The organism is Streptomyces sp. 17_S59, from assembly GCF_056930295.1.
This window is the reverse complement of the sequence record NZ_JBXOWD010000001.1, coordinates 6,842,476-6,860,430: the sequence shown is the minus strand read 5'-3', so window position 1 is coordinate 6,860,430 and position 17,955 is coordinate 6,842,476. Positions and strand designations below refer to the sequence as shown.

Annotated in this window: 16 protein-coding genes; 9 read left to right on the top strand and 7 right to left on the bottom strand. The window is 70.7% G+C overall.

Annotated features, from left to right (window positions below; all coding sequences use genetic code 11):
- Window positions 1–95 precede the first annotated feature (95 nt).
- Together AC1Z4A_RS31000 and AC1Z4A_RS30995 are read left to right on the top strand one after the other, a co-directional pair.
- Window positions 96–1,403: a YhgE/Pip domain-containing protein gene (locus AC1Z4A_RS31000; RefSeq protein ID WP_483683198.1), complete on the top strand. Its 1,308-nt coding sequence runs from the start codon at window positions 96–98 to the stop codon at window positions 1,401–1,403.
- Window positions 1,404–1,739: 336 nt separating this feature from the next.
- Window positions 1,740–3,185: a glyceraldehyde-3-phosphate dehydrogenase gene (locus tag AC1Z4A_RS30995; RefSeq protein WP_483683197.1), complete on the top strand. Its 1,446-nt coding sequence runs from the start codon at window positions 1,740–1,742 to the stop codon at window positions 3,183–3,185.
- 197 nt (window positions 3,186–3,382) lie between these two features.
- Here the strand turns inward: AC1Z4A_RS30995 and AC1Z4A_RS30990 are convergent, their stop codons facing one another.
- Both AC1Z4A_RS30990 and AC1Z4A_RS30985 read right to left on the bottom strand, forming a co-directional pair.
- A complete protein-coding gene (locus AC1Z4A_RS30990; protein WP_483683196.1) occupies window positions 3,383–3,619 on the bottom strand; it encodes a hypothetical protein in 237 nt (78 codons plus the stop codon).
- A 167-nt stretch (window positions 3,620–3,786) separates the two neighbouring features.
- Complete coding sequence (locus AC1Z4A_RS30985; RefSeq protein ID WP_483683195.1) at window positions 3,787–4,473, bottom strand: ArsR/SmtB family transcription factor; 687 nt, start codon at window positions 4,471–4,473, stop codon at window positions 3,787–3,789.
- A 65-nt stretch (window positions 4,474–4,538) separates the two neighbouring features.
- On the opposite strand from AC1Z4A_RS30985, the gene AC1Z4A_RS30980 reads away from it, so the two are divergent.
- Complete coding sequence (locus AC1Z4A_RS30980) at window positions 4,539–5,375, top strand: isocitrate lyase/PEP mutase family protein (RefSeq protein WP_483683194.1); 837 nt, start codon at window positions 4,539–4,541, stop codon at window positions 5,373–5,375.
- Between the two features lie 12 nt (window positions 5,376–5,387).
- On the opposite strand, the gene AC1Z4A_RS30975 is transcribed toward AC1Z4A_RS30980, so the two are convergent.
- Window positions 5,388–5,867, bottom strand: a complete 480-nt coding sequence (locus AC1Z4A_RS30975) for a hypothetical protein (protein WP_483683193.1) — start codon at window positions 5,865–5,867, stop codon at window positions 5,388–5,390.
- 326 nt (window positions 5,868–6,193) lie between these two features.
- Here AC1Z4A_RS30975 and AC1Z4A_RS30970 point away from each other — a divergent pair, with 326 nt between their 5' ends.
- Both AC1Z4A_RS30970 and AC1Z4A_RS30965 read left to right on the top strand, forming a co-directional pair.
- Window positions 6,194–7,381 (top strand): GDSL-type esterase/lipase family protein, encoded by a 1,188-nt coding sequence (locus AC1Z4A_RS30970; RefSeq protein WP_483683192.1) that lies wholly within the window; start codon window positions 6,194–6,196, stop codon window positions 7,379–7,381.
- 143 nt (window positions 7,382–7,524) lie between these two features.
- Window positions 7,525–7,920 (top strand): hypothetical protein, encoded by a 396-nt coding sequence (locus AC1Z4A_RS30965; protein ID WP_483683191.1) that lies wholly within the window; start codon window positions 7,525–7,527, stop codon window positions 7,918–7,920.
- Between the two features lie 75 nt (window positions 7,921–7,995).
- Here the strand turns inward: AC1Z4A_RS30965 and AC1Z4A_RS30960 are convergent, their stop codons facing one another.
- Window positions 7,996–8,346, bottom strand: coding sequence for a hypothetical protein (locus tag AC1Z4A_RS30960; RefSeq protein WP_483683190.1), 351 nt, complete (start codon window positions 8,344–8,346; stop codon window positions 7,996–7,998).
- A gap of 601 nt (window positions 8,347–8,947) precedes the next feature.
- Here AC1Z4A_RS30960 and AC1Z4A_RS30955 point away from each other — a divergent pair.
- The gene (locus AC1Z4A_RS30955; RefSeq protein ID WP_483683189.1) at window positions 8,948–9,166 is read left to right on the top strand and encodes a hypothetical protein; all 219 of its coding nucleotides are present in this window, start codon (window positions 8,948–8,950) and stop codon (window positions 9,164–9,166) included.
- Window positions 9,167–9,348: 182 nt separating this feature from the next.
- Window positions 9,349–10,155: a hypothetical protein gene (locus AC1Z4A_RS30950; protein ID WP_483683188.1), complete on the top strand. Its 807-nt coding sequence runs from the start codon at window positions 9,349–9,351 to the stop codon at window positions 10,153–10,155.
- Between the two features lie 262 nt (window positions 10,156–10,417).
- Here the strand turns inward: AC1Z4A_RS30950 and AC1Z4A_RS30945 are convergent, their stop codons facing one another.
- Both AC1Z4A_RS30945 and AC1Z4A_RS30940 read right to left on the bottom strand, forming a co-directional pair.
- Window positions 10,418–11,251 (bottom strand): transposase family protein, encoded by an 834-nt coding sequence (locus AC1Z4A_RS30945; protein WP_483676202.1) that lies wholly within the window; start codon window positions 11,249–11,251, stop codon window positions 10,418–10,420.
- A 54-nt stretch (window positions 11,252–11,305) separates the two neighbouring features.
- Complete coding sequence (locus tag AC1Z4A_RS30940; protein WP_483676201.1) at window positions 11,306–11,761, bottom strand: hypothetical protein; 456 nt, start codon at window positions 11,759–11,761, stop codon at window positions 11,306–11,308.
- 207 nt (window positions 11,762–11,968) lie between these two features.
- Here AC1Z4A_RS30940 and AC1Z4A_RS30935 point away from each other — a divergent pair, with 207 nt between their 5' ends.
- Together AC1Z4A_RS30935 and AC1Z4A_RS30930 are read left to right on the top strand one after the other, a co-directional pair.
- Window positions 11,969–14,053 (top strand): NHLP family bacteriocin export ABC transporter peptidase/permease/ATPase subunit, encoded by a 2,085-nt coding sequence (locus AC1Z4A_RS30935; RefSeq protein ID WP_483683784.1) that lies wholly within the window; start codon window positions 11,969–11,971, stop codon window positions 14,051–14,053.
- 1 nt (window position 14,054) lies between these two features.
- Window positions 14,055–16,964, top strand: coding sequence for an NHLP bacteriocin export ABC transporter permease/ATPase subunit (locus AC1Z4A_RS30930; RefSeq protein ID WP_483683187.1), 2,910 nt, complete (start codon window positions 14,055–14,057; stop codon window positions 16,962–16,964).
- Between the two features lie 72 nt (window positions 16,965–17,036).
- Here the strand turns inward: AC1Z4A_RS30930 and AC1Z4A_RS30925 are convergent, their stop codons facing one another.
- A complete protein-coding gene (locus tag AC1Z4A_RS30925; protein WP_483683186.1) occupies window positions 17,037–17,948 on the bottom strand; it encodes an alpha/beta fold hydrolase in 912 nt (303 codons plus the stop codon).
- Window positions 17,949–17,955 lie beyond the last annotated feature (7 nt).

Sequence of the window (17,955 nt, the reverse complement as noted above, 5' to 3'; positions counted from 1 at the left end):
GACGATTGGACACCCTAGATAGATACTGCCACTATCTAGCTGTTGGATACTGAAGGTATCCAGCTACGCGCTGTAATCTCACCGGAGCACACACCATGCCTTCCCCCCAGCCGTCCTCCGCGCTCCGCAGCCCGCGGCTGTGGATCGGCTCAGGCCTCATCGTCGCGGTGGTCGCCACCTTGTTCGCCCTGCTCTACGTGGGCGGCAACGTCAACCCCAAGGGCCACCTGCGCGATCTGCCCATCGCCCTGGTCAACAGCGACCGCGGCATCGACGCCAACGGCAAGCACGTCAACGTCGGCGACCAGGTCGTCTCCGGCATCGAGAAGTCCGCCGCCGACAACCACAGCATCTCCTGGCAGGTCCTCAGCCGGGAGGAGGCCGACAAGCGGCTCGGCCAGGGCAAGGTCTTCGGCGCGCTCGTCGTGCCGCAGAACTTCACCGCCGCGGTGACGGGGCTGAGCAGCCCGCAGCAGAAGGAGCCCGTCCGGCCGGCCATGACGGTGCTGACCAACCAGTCGGCCGGCAGCATCGGCTCCTCCATGGCGAGCCAGGCGTCGCAGAAGGCCGCCCACGCCGCCTCCGCCCAGCTCGGCAAGGAACTCCTCGGCCGCGCGAACAGCCAGGGAGCCCGGCTCGCCCCGGCCGCCCAGCTGATGCTCACCGACCCGGTAACGGTGGAGGTCGCCGACGGCCGTCCGCTCGGCACGCACAGCGCCATGGGTCTGAGCGCCTTCTACTACGCGCTGGTCCTGGTCGTCTGCGGCATGCTCGGCGCCAACGTGATCAACTCCCAGGTCGACACCGCGCTCGGCTACCTGCACACCGACTTCGGCCCCTTCCGCCAGCGCATGCCCGTCCAGCACACCAGCCGGGTGCGCACGCTGGCCATCGGCACCGTCCTGATGCTCGGCCTCTCCCTGGTCATGGGCTCCCTGGTCGAGGCCGCCACGGTCGGCATCCTCGGCATGGACGCCTCCCACCTCGGCCTGCTGTGGCTCTACTCCGTGGCCACGATCGCCGTCGTCGGCGTGAGCGCCCTGGCTCTGCTCGCCGTCTTCGGCACCCCCGGCATGCTGCTCTCGGCCATCGTCTTCATCGCCATGGCCGTCCCCTCCTCGGGAGCGACCGTGCCGATCCAGGCCCTGCCCGACTTCTTCCGCGCTCTCGCGGAATTCGAGCCGCTCCGGCAGATCACCGGGGGCCTGCGCTCCATCCTCTTCTACGACGCCCAGGCCGACGCCGGACTCACCCGCGCCTGGGTCTCCATGGGCCTCGCCCTGGTCGCCTCCGCGCTCTTCGGCTTCGGCGTCACCCGCTTCTACGACCGCAAGGGCCTGCACCGCATCCCCCGCCCCGCCGACTCCACCGAGGCTGCGGCGGCGACACCCGCGGCAGTCTGACCGGCCCCGAGCCCCGGCCCCCTCTGAGCAGAGCCAGAGGGGGCCGGGGCTTTTTGTACGGCCTCGTACGTCGTCTTGTACGTCGTCGGCGGCGGGTGCCGGTTGCTGCGGTTGACGCAGATCACGTCCGCGCCGAAGTCGACGAGGATCACGCAGATGAAAAAGCCCAACAAATCGCCATAAATAAGGGCCTTTCTTCGTCGCACGACGGCGCGATTCCTGCCCTGCCGTGGCCGCAGAGCCCCATCCCGACGCCCCCTCAGGACCTCCACTTGAGTGACCAAAGTGGCGTGGGGTTAGCATGTGAGCGCCGCCTAGCTCGAAAGAGATGCACCTGTGACTGTCAACGACGACACGTTCACCAATTGGAAGACCCGCGAGGAGATCGCGGAGTCGATGATCCCGATCATCGGGAAGCTGCAGCGGGAGCGGGACGTGACCGTCCTCCTGCACAGCCGCTCCCTGGTGAACAAGTCGGTGGTCAGCATCCTCAAGACCCACCGATTCGCCCGGCAGATAGCCGGTGAGGAACTCTCGGTCACCGAGACGATGCCGTTCCTGCAGGCCCTCACCACGCTCGACCTCGGCCCCTCCCAGATCGACCTCGGCATGCTCGCCGCGATGTACAGGGCCGACGACCGCGGCCTGTCGGTGGAGGAGTTCACCGCCAAGGCCGTCGCGGGCGCCACGGGTGCCGACAAGATCGAGCGCTGCGAGCCGCGTGACGTCGTCCTCTACGGCTTCGGCCGCATCGGCCGCCTCCTCGCACGCCTGCTCATCGAGAAGGCCGGCTCCGGCAACGGCCTGCGGCTGCGCGCCATCGTCGTCCGCCAGGGCGGCGACCAGGACATCGTCAAGCGCGCCTCGCTGCTGCGCCGCGACTCCATCCACGGCCAGTTCCACGGCACGATCACCGTCGACGAGGCGAACAGCAGGATCATCGCCAACGGCAACGAGATCCAGGTGATCTACTCCGCCGACCCGACGACGGTGGACTACACGGCGTACGGCATCAAGGACGCCATCCTCATCGACAACACCGGCAGGTGGCGCGACCGCGAGGGGCTGTCGAAGCACCTCCGCCCCGGCATCGCCAAGGTCGTCCTGACGGCACCGGGCAAGGGCGACGTCCCCAACATCGTCCACGGCGTCAACCACGACATGATCAAGCCGGACGAGCAGATCATCTCCTGCGCGTCCTGCACCACCAACGCGATCGTGCCGCCGCTGAAGGCGATGGAGGACGAGTACGGGGTCCTGCGCGGCCACGTGGAGACCGTCCACTCGTTCACCAACGACCAGAACCTGCTGGACAACTTCCACAGCGCCGACCGGCGCGGCCGCTCGGCGGCGCTCAACATGGTCATCACCGAGACCGGGGCCGCCTCCGCCGTCGCCAAGGCGCTGCCCGATCTCAAGGCGAAGATCACCGGCAGCTCGATCCGCGTCCCGGTGCCGGACGTCTCGATCGCGATCCTCAACCTCCAGCTGGCGCGCGAGACCACCCGCGAGGAGGTCCTCGACTACCTCCGCAACGTGTCGCTGACCTCGCCGCTCAAGCGCCAGATCGACTTCATCAGCGCCCCCGACGCGGTCTCGAGCGACTTCATCGGCTCGCGCCACGCCTCGATCGTCGACGCCGGCGCCACCAAGGTCGAGGGCGACAACGCGATCCTCTACCTCTGGTACGACAACGAGTTCGGCTACTCCTGCCAGGTCATCCGCGTCGTCCAGCACGTCTCCGGCGTGGAGTACCCGACCTACCCGGTCCCGGTGCTCTGATCTCCGCGGACTGACCGATCCGTTGTCCCGGCCGGCCGGGTGGCAGTGGGGCGGCGACCGATACCGAGCGGTGTCCGGTCGCCCTTCCACCGCCACCCGGCCGCTGCCGTTCGGCGGTGCCCCGGCTCGTGCCGGAGCGGTGAGCCGCCGCACCGCCGGGATCGGTTCCGTACGGTCAATGCGCTCTTTCTGCCAGGCTATTGACCGTGCCGGCTGCCGTAGAGCAGAAGGACGACGAAGACGAGCCCGGCAAGGAGTGCTCCACTGCCGGGCCAGGGTTTGGAGTCCCGGGCCCGGATGGCGTCGCCGTTCGGGGCGCCGCCGCCGTGGGCCTCGCGGCGGTGCCGTTCACGTTCCTGCTCGGCCTGGTGTCTGTTGGTGACCTCTTCCCAGGTGATGCCGCATACTGCGCACTGATACTGGTAGTTGGACACGCGCTTCCCTCCGCACGTACCGGGCCCGTCCTGGGCCGCGAACCTGTAGGGCTCCCGAACCCTAGTGCGGGCGCGAAGCGCCGGGCGGGTACTCCGGCAGACTTACCCCCTTCGGGGGAGAAGGCGTAACGGCTTGTGGCGCAGGTGAGTCGCGTGGGGCCAAAGCGCTATTCGCGTGGCCGGACCTCTGCCCCCAGCAACTCCCGGAACGCCTCCGCCCCTTCCGGCGTCACCTTCACCGCCCGCCCGGAGCCGATCCGCCGCACCCAGCGCCGTTCCAGGGCCGTGGCGCACAGGGCCGCACCCAGCGCTCCGGCGAGATGCGGCCGTCGCTCCGTCCAGTCCAGGCAGCTCCGCACCAGGGGCCTCCGGGCGCCCGGAGGCCGCTCGAAGCCCAGGGCTTCGGCCAGCCATGCCCGGCCCTCCGGGGTGACCGCGGTCCCGGAGTCGACGGCGACCAGGCCTCGGGCGATCATTGCGTCCGCCAGGGTCACGCCCAGTCGCCCCGCCAGGTGGTCGTAGCAGGTGCGGGCCCGTGCTTCGGCGCCGAGCCGTACCGATGCGCGCAGATTCTCCGGGTCCGGGACGTCCGACGCGTACGAGGCGAGGGCTTCGATCAGGGCGGCCGCCTCCGGGCCGGCCAACCGGACGTAGCGGTGCCTGCCTTGGCGCTCCTCGGCGAGCAGTCCGCCCGCGACGAGGCGGGAGAGGTGCTCGCTGGCGGTGGACGGCCGCACCCCTGCGTGCCGGGCTAGTTCGCCCGCGGTCCAGGCGCGTCCGTCGAGGAGGGCCAGGCAGAAGGCGGCCCGGGTGCGGTCGGCGCACAGGCCGGCGGTCTCGGCGAGCTGGGGCATGAAGCCATGATGCAGCAGGGACAGTTCGGGTGGCGCCGAACTGTTCCGGCCCTAGCGTCGGGGGCATGACGCACACGATTCACGAATCCGACGGCCTGCTCCGGCGCCCGCTGACCGCCTTCGCCCGCCTGCACCACGGGGCCGCCCCGCTGCTGCTGCCCAACGCCTGGGACTGCGCTTCCGCGGCCGCTCTGGCAGCACAGGGATTCCGGGCGATCGGCACCACGAGCCTGGGCGTGGCCGCGGCCGCCGGCCTGCCGGACGGTGCGGCCGCAACCGCCGAGGCGACGTTGGCGCTGGCCCACCGCCTCGGACAGGGCTCCTTCCTGTTCACCGTGGACGCCGAAGGGGGCTTCAGCGACGCCCCGGAGGAAGTGGCCGGGCTGGCCCGAAGCCTGCACGAGGCAGGCGCCGCGGGAATCAACCTCGAGGACGGCCGACCGGACGGCACCCTCGCCCCCGTGGAGTTGCACGCCGCGAAGATCGCTGCCGTCAAGGCCGCGGTGCCCACGCTGTTCGTGAACGCCCGTACTGACACGTACTGGCTCGGATGCCGGACGGAGGAGACCGCGGCGCGCCTCGCGGTCTACGAACAGGCCGGTGCCGACGGGGTGTTCGTGCCGGGTCTGTCGGATCCGGACGGCATCGCCGACCTGACGGCAACTCTCGTCGCCCCGCTGAACATCCTGTACGCACCGACCGGCCCCACCCTCGCCGACCTGGCCGCGCTGGGCGTGCGCAGGGTCAGCCTCGGCTCGGTGCTCTACCGCAGGGCCCTCACCGAAGCCGTGGCGACGGCGACCGCCATCCGCGACGGACGGCCTACGGACCTCACGGGCCTGTCGTACGCGGAGGTGCAGGCGCTGGGGGCGGGAGGCGACTGCTCGGACCGCCGCTCCTGAGGCCGGCTCCGGCTAGCTGATGCCGAGCTTGGCGAGGGCGGTGCTCCAGTCGGTGGCTATGGCCTGCTGAGCTGCGGCGAGCTGGACCTTGCCCGAGCAGATGGCTGCGTGCAGTTGGCTTTCGACCTGGTCCTTCGGGTTGGTGGGACCGCTGCCGGGCTTGTGGTCGGGGGACGGGGGCTCGACCCACAGGTTGCGCGGGTCGTTCGGGTCGCCACCCAGCTCGAGGCTGACGAGATGGTCGTACTCGGCGGCGTGCATGTCGCCGGTGTAGCCGTACGACTTGGCGTTTTCGGCCTTTTCCGGTCCGGTGACCGAGACCGGGGGCCGGATGCCCTTGGTGTAGCCGGACGGCTTGCAGATCGTCTGCTGCAGAGTGGCCTGGGTGACGGCCCCGTTGAGGGCACCAGGCGTGCACGTCGGGTCCGGGAGCGGCTGCTTGTCAGCAGTGTACTGGTAGTGGCAGGCGCCCTCGGCGGGCTGCTTCTGCACCGTGTACTTCGTCTGGGGGCCGGGCCCCTGCGGTATCGCATTGCCGCTGCCGGCCGTGGGTGGCTTTGCGTTCCCTTGTTGGGACGGAGCTTTCGAGTCGCTCTTGCTGTGCGTCGATGAAGAGCTGGAGCAGCCGGCCAGGGACAGAGCGATGAGCGCGGCGGCGGCAGCGGTTGCGGTGCGGTGGGTGTTCACGTGACCCCCGTGATCGTGCGGCAGTGGCGCTGAGACGCTACCTCTCCCCTGAGCACAGGTCGGCCGGCTCAGGGATGCCGTACCGGGGCTTGAACTGATCTTGGTGATGACTTGAGATCTAGGCTGGGACTATGCGCACCGAGCATCACGACTGGATCACCTCTCCCATCACCGCGGACCTCCTGCGCGGCGCCCTCGAGCTGGAACGCACCGCCCGCGGTGTGCTGCCGCACCGGCTGCCCGCGCGGGCTCGCGCCCAGTGTGCCGACGGGCAGCTCGCCATGGCGGAGTCCCAGCCCTCCGGTGTACGGCTGGCCTTCCGTACCCGGGCCACCGCGGTCGAACTGGACACGCTGCCCACCAAGCGGGTCTACGTGGGCGCCCCGCCCCGCCCGGACGGCGTGTACGACCTGCTCGTCGACGGCCGTCTCGCCGGGCAGGGCGGCGTGGCCGGGGGCGACACCCTGACCATCGACATGACCACCGGGACCGCCGAGCACCGGCCCGGCCCGGTCGGGACCCTCCGCTTCACCGGTCTGCCCGAGGGCGACAAGGACGTCGAGATCTGGCTGCCGCACAACGAGACCACCGAACTCGTCGCCCTGCGCACCGACGCGCCCATCGAGCCCGCGCCGGACCGGGGCCGCAAGGTGTGGCTGCACCACGGCAGTTCGATCAGCCACGGCTCCGACGCCGCCGGTCCGACCAGCACCTGGCCCGCGCTCGCCGCGTCCCTCGGCAATGTGGAACTGATCAACCTGGGCCTGGGCGGCAGCGCTCTGCTCGACCCGTTCACCGCCCGCACCCTGCGGGACACCCCCACCGACCTGATCAGCGTCAAGATCGGCATCAACCTGGTCAACACCGACCTGATGCGCCTGCGCGCCTTCGCCCCCGCCGTCCACGGCTTCCTCGACACCATCCGCGAAGGCCACCCCACCGCACCGCTGCTGGTCGTCTCGCCCATCCTGTGCCCCATCCACGAAGACACGCCCGGCCCGAGCGCCCCGGACTTCATCGCCCTCAGCGCGGGACGACTGCGGTTCCGGGCCGCGGGCGATCCCGCGGAGCGGGCGAGCGGGAAGCTGACCCTGGGCGTCATCCGGGACGAGCTGGCCCGGATCGTGGCACAGCGGGCGGCCGAGGACCCGAACCTGCACTACCTCGACGGTCTCGACCTCTACGGCCGGGCCGACGCCGGCGAACTGCCGCTGCCGGACCGCCTCCACCCTGACGCCGCCGCCCACCGCCGCATCGGCGAACGCTTCGCCGAGCTGGCCTTCGCCGCCCACGGCCCCTTCGCAGACCGCAGCTCCTGACACCGGATTCCGGCGCCTGCGTTGGGCCGTCCGGCTGAATGTGGCCCCCGAGCGTTTGGCCTCCTGTGGGTTGCCGGGACCGCGGGGGACAACCGCAGCACGATACGTCTGGGACCCAGAAGGCCGACCAGGCAAGGAGCGTCGTGAGAAGACTCGCGCAGGCGGTGACTTTCGCCGGGGCATGCGGTCTGGTGCTGTTCGGCACCGGAAGCGCGCAGGCACAGACCAATCCGGACGGCTCCCTGATGGCCGCCGTGGTGGGCGCCGATCTCGGCACCCTCACCGAAACGGTGTCAGGAGTGGTCTGCAACAACCGTCTGGCCGATTTCCACTACAAGTCGCCGGTGTCCTCGTCGCCGCACCCTTGCATCAACGGTCCGGTCGAGAGCGGAAACAGCAGCAACAGCAACAACTTCCTCAACCACGGGAACCCGGTGGACAGCGGGAACATCGAGACCGCCGCCGGCTCCACCAACAGCCTCAACTCCGTCACGGGTTCGGAGCGCAACAGCAGCAACGACATCTCCAAGGTGGGATAGACCATCCCCACTGCACATGGCTAGGGCCCCGGTCTTCCCGGGGCCCTAGCCATGTGCGGACGCCGTGCCGTCAGCTCACAGGTGCAGGTCGCCGCCGCCCTTGCCGATCTGCTGCAGGTGGTTGGAGCTGCCCGACGCGGCACCGGTACCGGTGGAGCCGGAGTTGACGGACCCGCTGTTGTCCACGGGGCTGCCGCTGTTGCTGGGGTTTCCGGTCAGCCGGACGTTCTGCGAGTTGCTGGTGTTGCCGCTGTTCACGGGTCCGTTGACGCAGGTCCGGGCCCGTTCCTCGCAGGTGAATCCGGCGTGGAAGCGGACGTACGTGTTGCCGTCGGCGCTGAACGGCCCGTCACCCCCGGCCATGGCGGGCGACGCCCCGCCCCCGACCAGGAGCAGGCCGAAAAAGCCTGCGACCGTCAACTTCATGCAACTGGTTCTCTTCACTGTGTGGTCCTGACCCTCGCGGTTGGCGAATCCCACAGTGTTGCTACCGGGCGCGCCCATCCCGGCCAAGCCTGAAGAGCGCCCGGCCTGCCACGTTCACCCTCTCCGACCACCGTATTCACCGTGACGGCCCCCACATCCGGCCGACCGGCACGGCTTGTGACGCCCCTGCCACCGTGCGTCGCTTCAAAAAATCTTTACAACTGCGACGCCGGGCCACGATCTCCCCTCAGCCGCCCCGCAAAATGCCGGTTATGACCGGCACGCTTGGTGACGCTGTGTCCATTTATGTTCCGGGAGCGCGACCGAGGGCGCGAATCTGTTACTCGATCTTGTGAAGGAGCTGTATCGATAAGGTAAAGGGATCGAAAAGTGCGCTGCTCGGAAGGCCGTCCAGCACCCTCGCAGACGTCAACGCGGCTGGCCGCGCCACCCGTTCACGTGCTTATATCTGCGCACCGCGGCAGTCCTGATGAACGGTGGCTGATAAGGCCGGGCCGTCGCGGGGCGGCCGGACAGTCCTGTCTTTTGTCCGCCGCTTGTTTTGAGAAAGAGTCAGACGAACGAAGGGTGCGCAAACACCATGCGTAACGACATCGAGACCCGCGAGATCGCCGACGCCGAGCTGGACGCCGTCGCCGGTGGCGTCACCGTCGCCGGTGGCCTCCTCGGCGCCGTGACCGGCGACGTCCACAACGTGGTGAACACCGTGACCTCGCTGAACACGGTGGGCGCCGTGAAGGCCGTGCCCGGCCAGGTCGAGGGCATCGTCGGCCTCAACGTCGGCGTCGCCGGCCTCTGAGCGTGAAATTCTCCGGGCCGTACGGTCCGGAGAATTTCACGGCCTGACGGTCGCTCCTGCGCCGCCATGAGATGACCAGGAAACCCATGAACCCCGGAATGCTCCCCTCGTTCCGGGGTTTATGGCCGTTCCCTCAGCGTAAATTCAGCACCCCGTCAAGAATGCAGTCGAAGGAATAGTCCGTGCAGTTCCGCCAGAAGGCGCTTTCCAAGCTGCAATCGCCCGAAGAACTCGATCTGCCCGTACGCTTCGCCCGCCCCCAGGGACGGTTCGTCCTTGCCGTCACACTCCTCGTCATGGCCATGGGCGGCGTCTGGGTATTCACCGGTTCGGTGTCCTCCAAGCTGAGCGCACCCGGCATCCTGACCCATGCCGAGGGAAGTTACCTGCTGCAAAGCCCATTCGCGGGACAAGTCACCGCAGTCCTCGCCAAGGAGGGCCAGCTGCTCTCTCCGGGCACCCCCCTGGTCCAGGTCGACACGGACCGGGGCCCGCGGACCGTGCGCGCAGTGGACCGAGGACGGGTGACCACACTGGCCGCCAGGACGGGCACGGTCCTCACCACGGGGGCGGACGTGGCGATCGTCGAGCGCGTGCAGAACCCGGACGACCCGCTGGTGGCCATGCTGTACGTACCGGGCGACAGCGGCGGGGCGATCTCCCCGGGCACCCCGGTCGACCTGACCGTCCAGTCCATTCCCCGGGAACGGTTCGGCGTGCTGCGCGGCCGCATCACGGCGGTCGGCCGCGCGCCCCAGACGCAGGCGCAGATCAGCGGCTTCCTCGGCGACAGCCGCCTCGCCGCGCAGTTCTCCCGGCAGGGCGACCCCGTCGCGGTGCTCGTGCAGCTGGAGCGCTCGTCCACCACCGCATCGGGCTACCGGTGGTCCTCCGCGGACGGGCCCCCGTACCCCCTCGGCTCCACGACGCCCGTCACCGCAGCCGTCCACCTCGCCGCCCAGCGGCCCGTCGACTGGCTGCTCCCGTGACCGCGGTGCGGGAGGACACCCCGCTGCGCCCGCCCGCCCCCGGACGCCGGCGCCGCCGGGGCGCGGCCGCCGTGCCTGCCCCCCGGGGCAGGACGCCCCGGCCCGTCCGCACCCCCACCGTGCTCCAGATGGAGGCGGTGGAGTGCGGCGCGGCCGCACTGAGTTGTGTTCATCCTGAACGTGCAGGTCGCGGGGGTGGCGTGAGTGAGTGTTGTCGTGCTCGCGCTGGTCGTCGGGGCCTGTCTGGCGTGAAGATCGTCGGTCAGCGGGCGATTTCGTGCTGGGTGAGGATCATCAGGGCCCGGACGAGTCGGGTGGCCCACTTCACGTCGAGGCGGAGCCTGGTCAGCACGCGCCAGTTCTTCAAATGCGCGAACGCGTGCTCGCATACTGCTCGTTCCGCCGCGATCAGCTGGTTTACCAGCTTCTTCGCGGGCGGGAGCTTCTTGCCCTTCGGCTTCTTGTAGCCGGTGATGACCGCCGGGTCACCGGCCTCGTCGTCGAGGCCGACGAAGCCGAGGTCGGCGATCGCGGCCAGGCCCGCCTCGCGGAGCCGGCCGACCAGGCCGTCGTGCCGGCAGGCGGTGATCTCCGAGCCGCGGGCCGGGCGGGCGGTGGAGGTCCACAACAGCCGCCCGCGCACGTCGGTCAGGGCGATGACCAGCAGCCCGTGCCGTTTGTGCTTGGCCGACCAGCGGCGCCTTGTGGGCAGGCCGGTGCGGCGCTCGGTGGGTATCAGCGATCCGTCGAGCAGGACGACGCTGCCACCCTCGCGGGCGATTTTCGCCAGCACCCGCTGAAGCCGCGGCGCCTTCGCGGCCAGCAGTTGGGTCATCTCCTTCAGCCACCGGTCCACCGTCGTGCGCGAGATGCCGTTGCCGCCGGCGAGGTCGGCCAGGCGCTGGTCATGCCGCAGCGCGGCCAGCACGATCACCGCGATCCGCCCGGCCGGCAGCTTGCGCCAGCGGGAGCGGATCTTCTTCAGACGGGCGGCCAGCAGCGACGTCAGGTAGCGCAGGGTCTGCGTGGACAGCGGCAGCCTGCACTGGTAGACAAGCTCGGTGTGGTCCCCGGCCGGGGACGTCTTGGTAGGCATACCTGACCAACCCGGGCCGGGGGCCGCCTGGTTACGGCCCAGGAGACGGGTGTGTCACAGCCTGGTGGTGAAGGTGCCGTTCGGCAGCTTGTGCAGCCAGCCCCTCCCGGCGAGTTTTGACAGCTTCCCGCGCAACGGCTCCAGCCGGCCGGGCACCGAGGCGTCGATCCCGAGCTCGGCGCCGACCTCCTTGACCATCACCGGCCCGCCCGCGGCCTTCACGATTCTCAGCATCCGCTGGTAGTCGCCCGGCAGCACGGACGCATCCGGCACCTCACTGCGGTGCGGCACCTTCAACACCGACCGGCCCGCGACCTGCACTCGCTGCGGTGCCCCGGTGTCCTGCCCGGCGCCATCCCCGGCTTCCTGCCCGTACAGCCGCCGCAACACCCGCTCCGCGACCACGAGTTCCTCACGCTCGGCTTCGGCCTCGGCCAGCTGCTTGGCCAGGGTCTCCGCGAGCTCATCCAGCTCGGCACGGCGAGCTGCGATCTTCTCCAGCGACGACACGATTCCCCTCCCAAACGACCAGGCACCGCCCGCGATCGTAGGAACCACTCCGCCCGCGGCGCGGGCAAAGCCGGAAACGCCCATCCCCGACGCGTCAGATGATCTACGCTCCAGACTCCCGCCTCCGACCAGCGTGAGTACACCACCGATCTCCCACGCCAGCACCGCTGACCAGCACGGATTCAGGTTGTGCAGCTCTCACTGGCCATGGTGCTCGGCCACTACGGCCGCTTCGTCCCCCTGGAGCAGCTGCGCATCGACTGCGGCGTCTCCCGGGACGGATCGCGCGCCAGCAACCTGCTCAAGGCCGCCCGCGGCCACGGGCTGAAGGCCAAGGGCATGCAGATGGACCTGGCCGCGCTCGCGGGGGTGCCCGGTCCGGCCGTCCTCTTCTGGGAGTTCAACCACTACGTCGTCTACGACGGCACGGGCCGCCGGTTCGGCCGCCGCGGCGTGTACGTCAACGACCCGGCCAAGGGACGGCGCTTCGTTCCCATGGAGGAGTTCGACACCAGCTTCACCGGCGTCGTCCTCACCTTCGAGCCCGGCGAGGGCTTCCGGCGCACCGGCCGCAGACCCGGGGTCGTCGGGGCCCTGCCCGCCCGCCTGCGCGGCACGTCGGGCACCATGCTCGCCGCCGTGGTCTCCAGCCTGCTGCTGGTGGTCGTCGGCGCGGCGGTGCCCGCGCTGAGCCGTACGTACATCGACACGTTCCTGATCGGCGGCCAGGCCTCCCTGAACGGTGTGCTCTTCGCGTCGATGGCGACGGCCCTGCTGCTGACCGCGACGCTCACCGCGCTGCAGCAGGCCAACCTGCTGCGCGGGCGCATCATCTCCTCCACCCTGGGCAGCGCCCGCTTCCTGCGGCACCTGCTCAGGCTGCCGGTCACCTTCTTCTCCCAGCGCAACCCCGCCGACCTGGTCCAGCGCCTGCAGTCCAACGACACCGTCGCCGAGACCCTGGCGAGGGACGTGGCCGCGGCCGCGGTGGACGCGGTGGTCGTGGTCCTCTACGCGGTGCTGCTGTGGACGTACGACCCGCAGCTGACCGTCGTCGGCATCGGCATCGCGCTGCTCAACGTCGTCGCCCTGCGGGTGGTCGTCCGTGTGCGCGCCGCCGGCACGGAGAAGCTGCGTGCCGAGAACGCCCGGCTCGTCAACACCGCGTACAGCGGTCTTCAGCTCATCGAGACGATGAAGGCCACCGGCGGCGAGAACGGCTTCTTCCGCCGGTGGGCCGGGCAGCACGCCGTCACCCTCGACGTGCAGCAGCGGCTCGGCGTGCCCAGTGCGTGGCTCGCGGTCGTCGCGCCCACGCTGGCGGCGCTCAACAGCGCGCTCATTCTGATGATCGGCGGCCTGCGCGCGGTGGAGGGGCATCTCTCGGTGGGCCTGCTGGTCGCCTTCCAGGCGCTGGTGACGGGCTTCACCGCGCCCATCGCCCGCCTCAACGGCGTGGCCGGGCGCGTCCAGGACTTCGCCGCCGACGTCGCCCGTCTCAAGGACGTCGAGAACTTCCCCGCCGACCCGCTCCACTCGCGGCGCGAACCCCACACCGGAACCGCCCGCCGCCTCAAGGGCCATCTCGAGCTGGACGCCGTCACCTTCGGCTACAGTCCGCTGGACGCTCCCCTGCTGAAGGACTTCTCCCTCTCGGTCGGCCCCGGCCGGCAGGTGGCGCTCGTCGGCGGTTCCGGCAGCGGCAAGTCCACCGTCTCCCGGCTCGTCTCCGGCCTGTACGCCCCGTGGGAAGGCGCCGTCCGCATCGACGGCATGCGGCTGGAGGACATCCCGCGCGGTGCGCTGGCGGCCTCCGTCTCCTTCGTCGACCAGGAACTCTTCCTCTTCGAGGGCACCGTCCGCGACAACGTCGCCCTGTGGGACCCCTCTCTTCCCGACGAGGACGTCGTCGCCGCCCTGCGGGACGCCGCCGTGTACGACGTGGTGGCCCGGCGCCCCGGCGGCATCCACAGCCGCGTCGAACAGGACGGCCGGAACTTCTCCGGCGGTCAGCGGCAGCGCCTGGAGATCGCGCGGGCGCTGGTCCGGCGTCCCAGCGTCCTGATCCTGGACGAGGTGACCAGCGCCCTGGACGCGGTGACCGAACAGGTCGTCATGGACAACCTGCGGCGGCGCGGCTGCGCCTGCGTGGTCATCGCCCACCGGCTGAGCACGGTGCGCGACAGCGACGAGATCGTCGTGCTCGACCGCGGCACGGTCGTCGAACGCGGGCGGCACGAGGACCTGCTCGCCGCGCAGGGCGCGTACGCCCAACTGGTCAAGGAGCGCTGAGGTGACGTCTCCCCACTACGCCACGGCCACCGCGTACGGCGCGCAGCCGGGCCCGGCCCCCGACCCGGTCGTGGCGGCGCTGGGCGGGCTCGGCACGGCCGTCGACTGCACGGGCATGCGCAGCCTCTCCCTGGAAGGGCCGCACGTGCTGTGGCTGGTCGTGGACGGCGAGCTGGACCTGTTCGCGGTCGACGCGGCGCAGGCGGGCCACTGGCACTTCCTGGGCCGGCTGGCCCCGGGCACGCTGCTGCTGGGCCCGGCCCAGGGCCCCCGGCACACCCTGCTCGGCCGGCCTCTGCCCGGCTGCCGGCTGCGCCGCGTGGAGCTGCGCGAGCTGAACCGCCCGGAGTACGGTCACGACCCGTACGGCTACGACGCCTACGGCCGGGCTGCGTACGGACACGGCGCGTACGGCCATGACGCGTACGGCGCCGTCGACGGAACGCTGAGCCCCCTCGAGAACGCCTTCGCCCTCGGCGTCGGGCGCGGCCTGCGCGTGCTCTACCAGGCCCCCTTGGAGAGCCGGTCCGCCCCCGGCGGGGCCGGTGCCGACGACGACGTCCTGTGGATGCAGCTCTCCCCCGGCGACGTACAGTACGGCGCCGTCTGCGAGGGCCACGACACCTCCGGCACGCTCTTCGTGGACGCGGGGATGTGGCAGGGCATGGTCGATCAGCAGTACCGGCTGCTGTACGCCCTGGACGACTGGATCGAGCAGCTCGAACGCGCCCACGAGGACCGCGCGGCGGCCGGTGCCGAAGCCGGTGAGGCCGCCCGCGTCCAGGCCGACCGGGCGCTGCTGGCCTCCATCGACCGCTCAGGCCGTGAGGCGCACCGCGGCGCGGGCGACGATGCGACGTTCGCCGTGTGCCGCCTGGTGGCCGACGAGTCCGGCATCGCCCTGGTCAGGCCCGTCGGCGGTGACGCCGCCGCCTCCGGGCGCATGGATCCCGTCGAGCGCATCGCGCTCGCCTCGCGGATCCGCACCCGCGCCGTCAAGCTCGACGGCCGCTGGTGGCGGCAGGACAGCGGGCCTCTGGTGGGCCGGTACGCGGACGACGAGACGCCGGTCGCGCTGCTGTGGCGGCGCGGCGGGTACCGGGCCGTCGACCCCGCCACCGGCACGCGGGAACGCGTCGGCAAGGCCGATGCGACCGCCTTCGCGCCGCGTGCCGTCATGCTCTACCGCCCGCTGCCCGAGGGGAAGCCGGGCCTGCTGCGGCTGCTGCGCTTCAGCCTGCGCGGGACGGGCCGGGAGCTGCGCGACGTCCTGCTGGGCGGACTCGTCGCGGTGGGCCTGGGCGCGCTCGTGCCCCTCGCCACCGGCAGGGTGCTCGGCTCGTACGTGCCCCGGGCCGAGAACGACCTCATCGTGCAGACGGCTCTGGCGCTCATCGCCACCAGCGTCGTCTCGGCCGCCTTCATGCTGCTGCAGAACGTTGCCGTCCTCCGCCTGGAGGGCCGCATCGAGGCGACCTTGCAACCCGCCGTGTGGGACCGGCTGCTGCGACTGCCGACGAGGTTCTTCACCGGCCGCTCCACCGGGGAACTGGCCGGTGCGGCCATGGGCATCAGCTCCATCCGCCGTGTGCTGTCCGGCATCGGCCCGGTGTCGGTGCAGGCGGGCATCGTCGGCGCCGTGAACCTCGTCGTGCTGCTCGCCTACAGCGTGCCGCTGGCGCTGGTGGCGGTGGCCATGCTGGTCGTCGTCGCGGCGGTCTTCCTGGGCCTGGGGCTGTGGCAGCTGCGGTACCAGCGGCAGCTGATCAGGCTTGAGGACAAGCTCGGCAATCAGGCGTTCCAGACGCTGCGGGGTCTGCCCAAGCTGCGGGTGGCCGCGGCCGAGAGCTTCGCGTACGCCGCCTGGGCACGGGAGTTCGCCCGCACCCGGGTGCTTCAGCAGCGGATCGGCCGGATCAAGAACGTCGTCACGGTGCTCAACGCGGTCTGTCTGCCGCTGTGCACCCTCGTGATGTTCGTGCTGCTGACCGGGCCGGCGCGGGGCAGCATGTCGGCCAGTGGGTTCCTCACCTTCAGCACCGCCGTGACGATGCTGCTGTCGTCGGTCACCCAGCTGACCGGTGCGCTGCTGTCGGCCGCCGCCGTGCAGCCCATGTTCGAACGGGTCAAGCCGCTCTTCCGGGAGACGCCCGAGGTGAGCGGCTCCAGTGTCCAGCCGGGAGCGCTCAGCGGCGCCCTGGAGGCAAAGAACCTGTCGTTCCGGTACACCGACGACGGCCCGCTCGTCCTCGACGACGTGTCGTTCCGGGTGCGCCCCGGGGAGTTCGTCGCGATCGTCGGGGCCAGCGGCTGCGGCAAGTCGACCCTGTTGCGTCTGCTCATCGGCTTCGACAAGCCGGCCGCCGGGAGCGTCCTGTACGACGGCCAGGACCTGGCGGCCCTGGACCGGACCGCCGTCCGCCGCCAGTGCGGCGTCGTCCTCCAGAACGCCCAGCCCTTCTCCGGCTCGATCCTCGACTGCATCTGCGGCGCCGAGGCGTTCCCGCTCGAAGAGGCGTGGGAGGCCGCCGCGATGGCGGGCCTGGCGGAGGACATCAAGGCCATGCCCATGGGCATGCACACCATGCTGTCCGACGGCGGCGGCACCGTCTCGGGCGGTCAGCGCCAGCGTTTGATGATCGCCCAGGCCCTCGTCCGCAAGCCGCGCATCCTCTTCCTGGACGAGGCGACCAGCGCGCTGGACAACGAGGCCCAGCGCGTGGTCATCGAGTCCACCCGCGCCCTGCGCGCCACCCGCGTCGTGATCGCCCACCGGCTCTCCACCGTCATGGACGCGGACCGGGTCGTCGTGATGTCGGAGGGCCGGATCGTGCAGCAGGGGACGCCCGCGGAGCTGCTCGCCGACGCGGCCGGGCTGTTCCACGAGCTGGTGCGCCGTCAGCTCTCCTGAACCGGCGGCCGCAGGCGGCCCGGGGCGTCCGGCACCGGCAACGCGCGGGCGGTGTCTTCGAGCCCGTACAGGTCAGTCGACGGAGTCCATGAAGCCCAGCATCCGGCGGTTGATCTCCTCTGCGTGATCGATCTGCGGCCCGTGACCGGTGTTCGAGACGATGTCGGCCCGGGCGCCCGGTATCAGCCGGGGTACGCGCTCGACCTGCCGCTCCGGGTGCACGAGGAGGCTGCGCTTGCCGAGCACGAGGTAGAGCGGGGTGCGAATGGTGGACAGTTCGTCCTCGGACAGGGGCAGTGGGGCCGGGCGGCGGATGCGGTAGGCCCGGACACCGGCCCTGATCATCGTGCGCAGCTCCGGCACGACGAGGACCGGCTGTTCCAGCCAGGCCGCGAGCCGTGGGCGCAGCGCCTTGGGCGCGAAGGTCGCGAAGAGGCTGATGAAGATCCAGACGAAGAAGCGCAGTCCCACTTTCTCCAGGCCGCCGGGGTCGAGGAGCGTGACGGAGGCGAGGCGGCCGGGCCTGCGGTGCGCCTGGTTCAGGGCGAGCCATCCCCCGTAGGAGGAGCCGACCAGGTGCACGCGGTCGAGCCCGAGCCCGGCCAGTGTCTCCTCCAGCCACTGTGCGGCGCGTTCGGGTTGGTGGATGGGTTCGCGCTGGATGCTGCGTCCGGGGTCGCCGGGGGTGTCGATCGCATAGACCGGGCGATCGGCGCTGAGAGCGGGAGTGTTCGGGTACCACATGGCGGAGCAGGAGCCCGCTCCGTGCACCAGGACGACGGGGGTGCGGGACCGGGCAGCCGGGTCCGCGGGGCCGTACCGGTAGACGTGCGTGGTACCGAAGGAGGTCTCCACGTCGGTTTCCGTCAGCGCGGGCGCCCCCAGGGCGTAGAGCGCGTCGCAGGCCGCGAAGTAGCGGTCGCGCCAGGCATCGCTGACATAGCGGCCGACGTCGGCCTGGGTACGGGCAGTGGTCTCGGGCACGGCCACC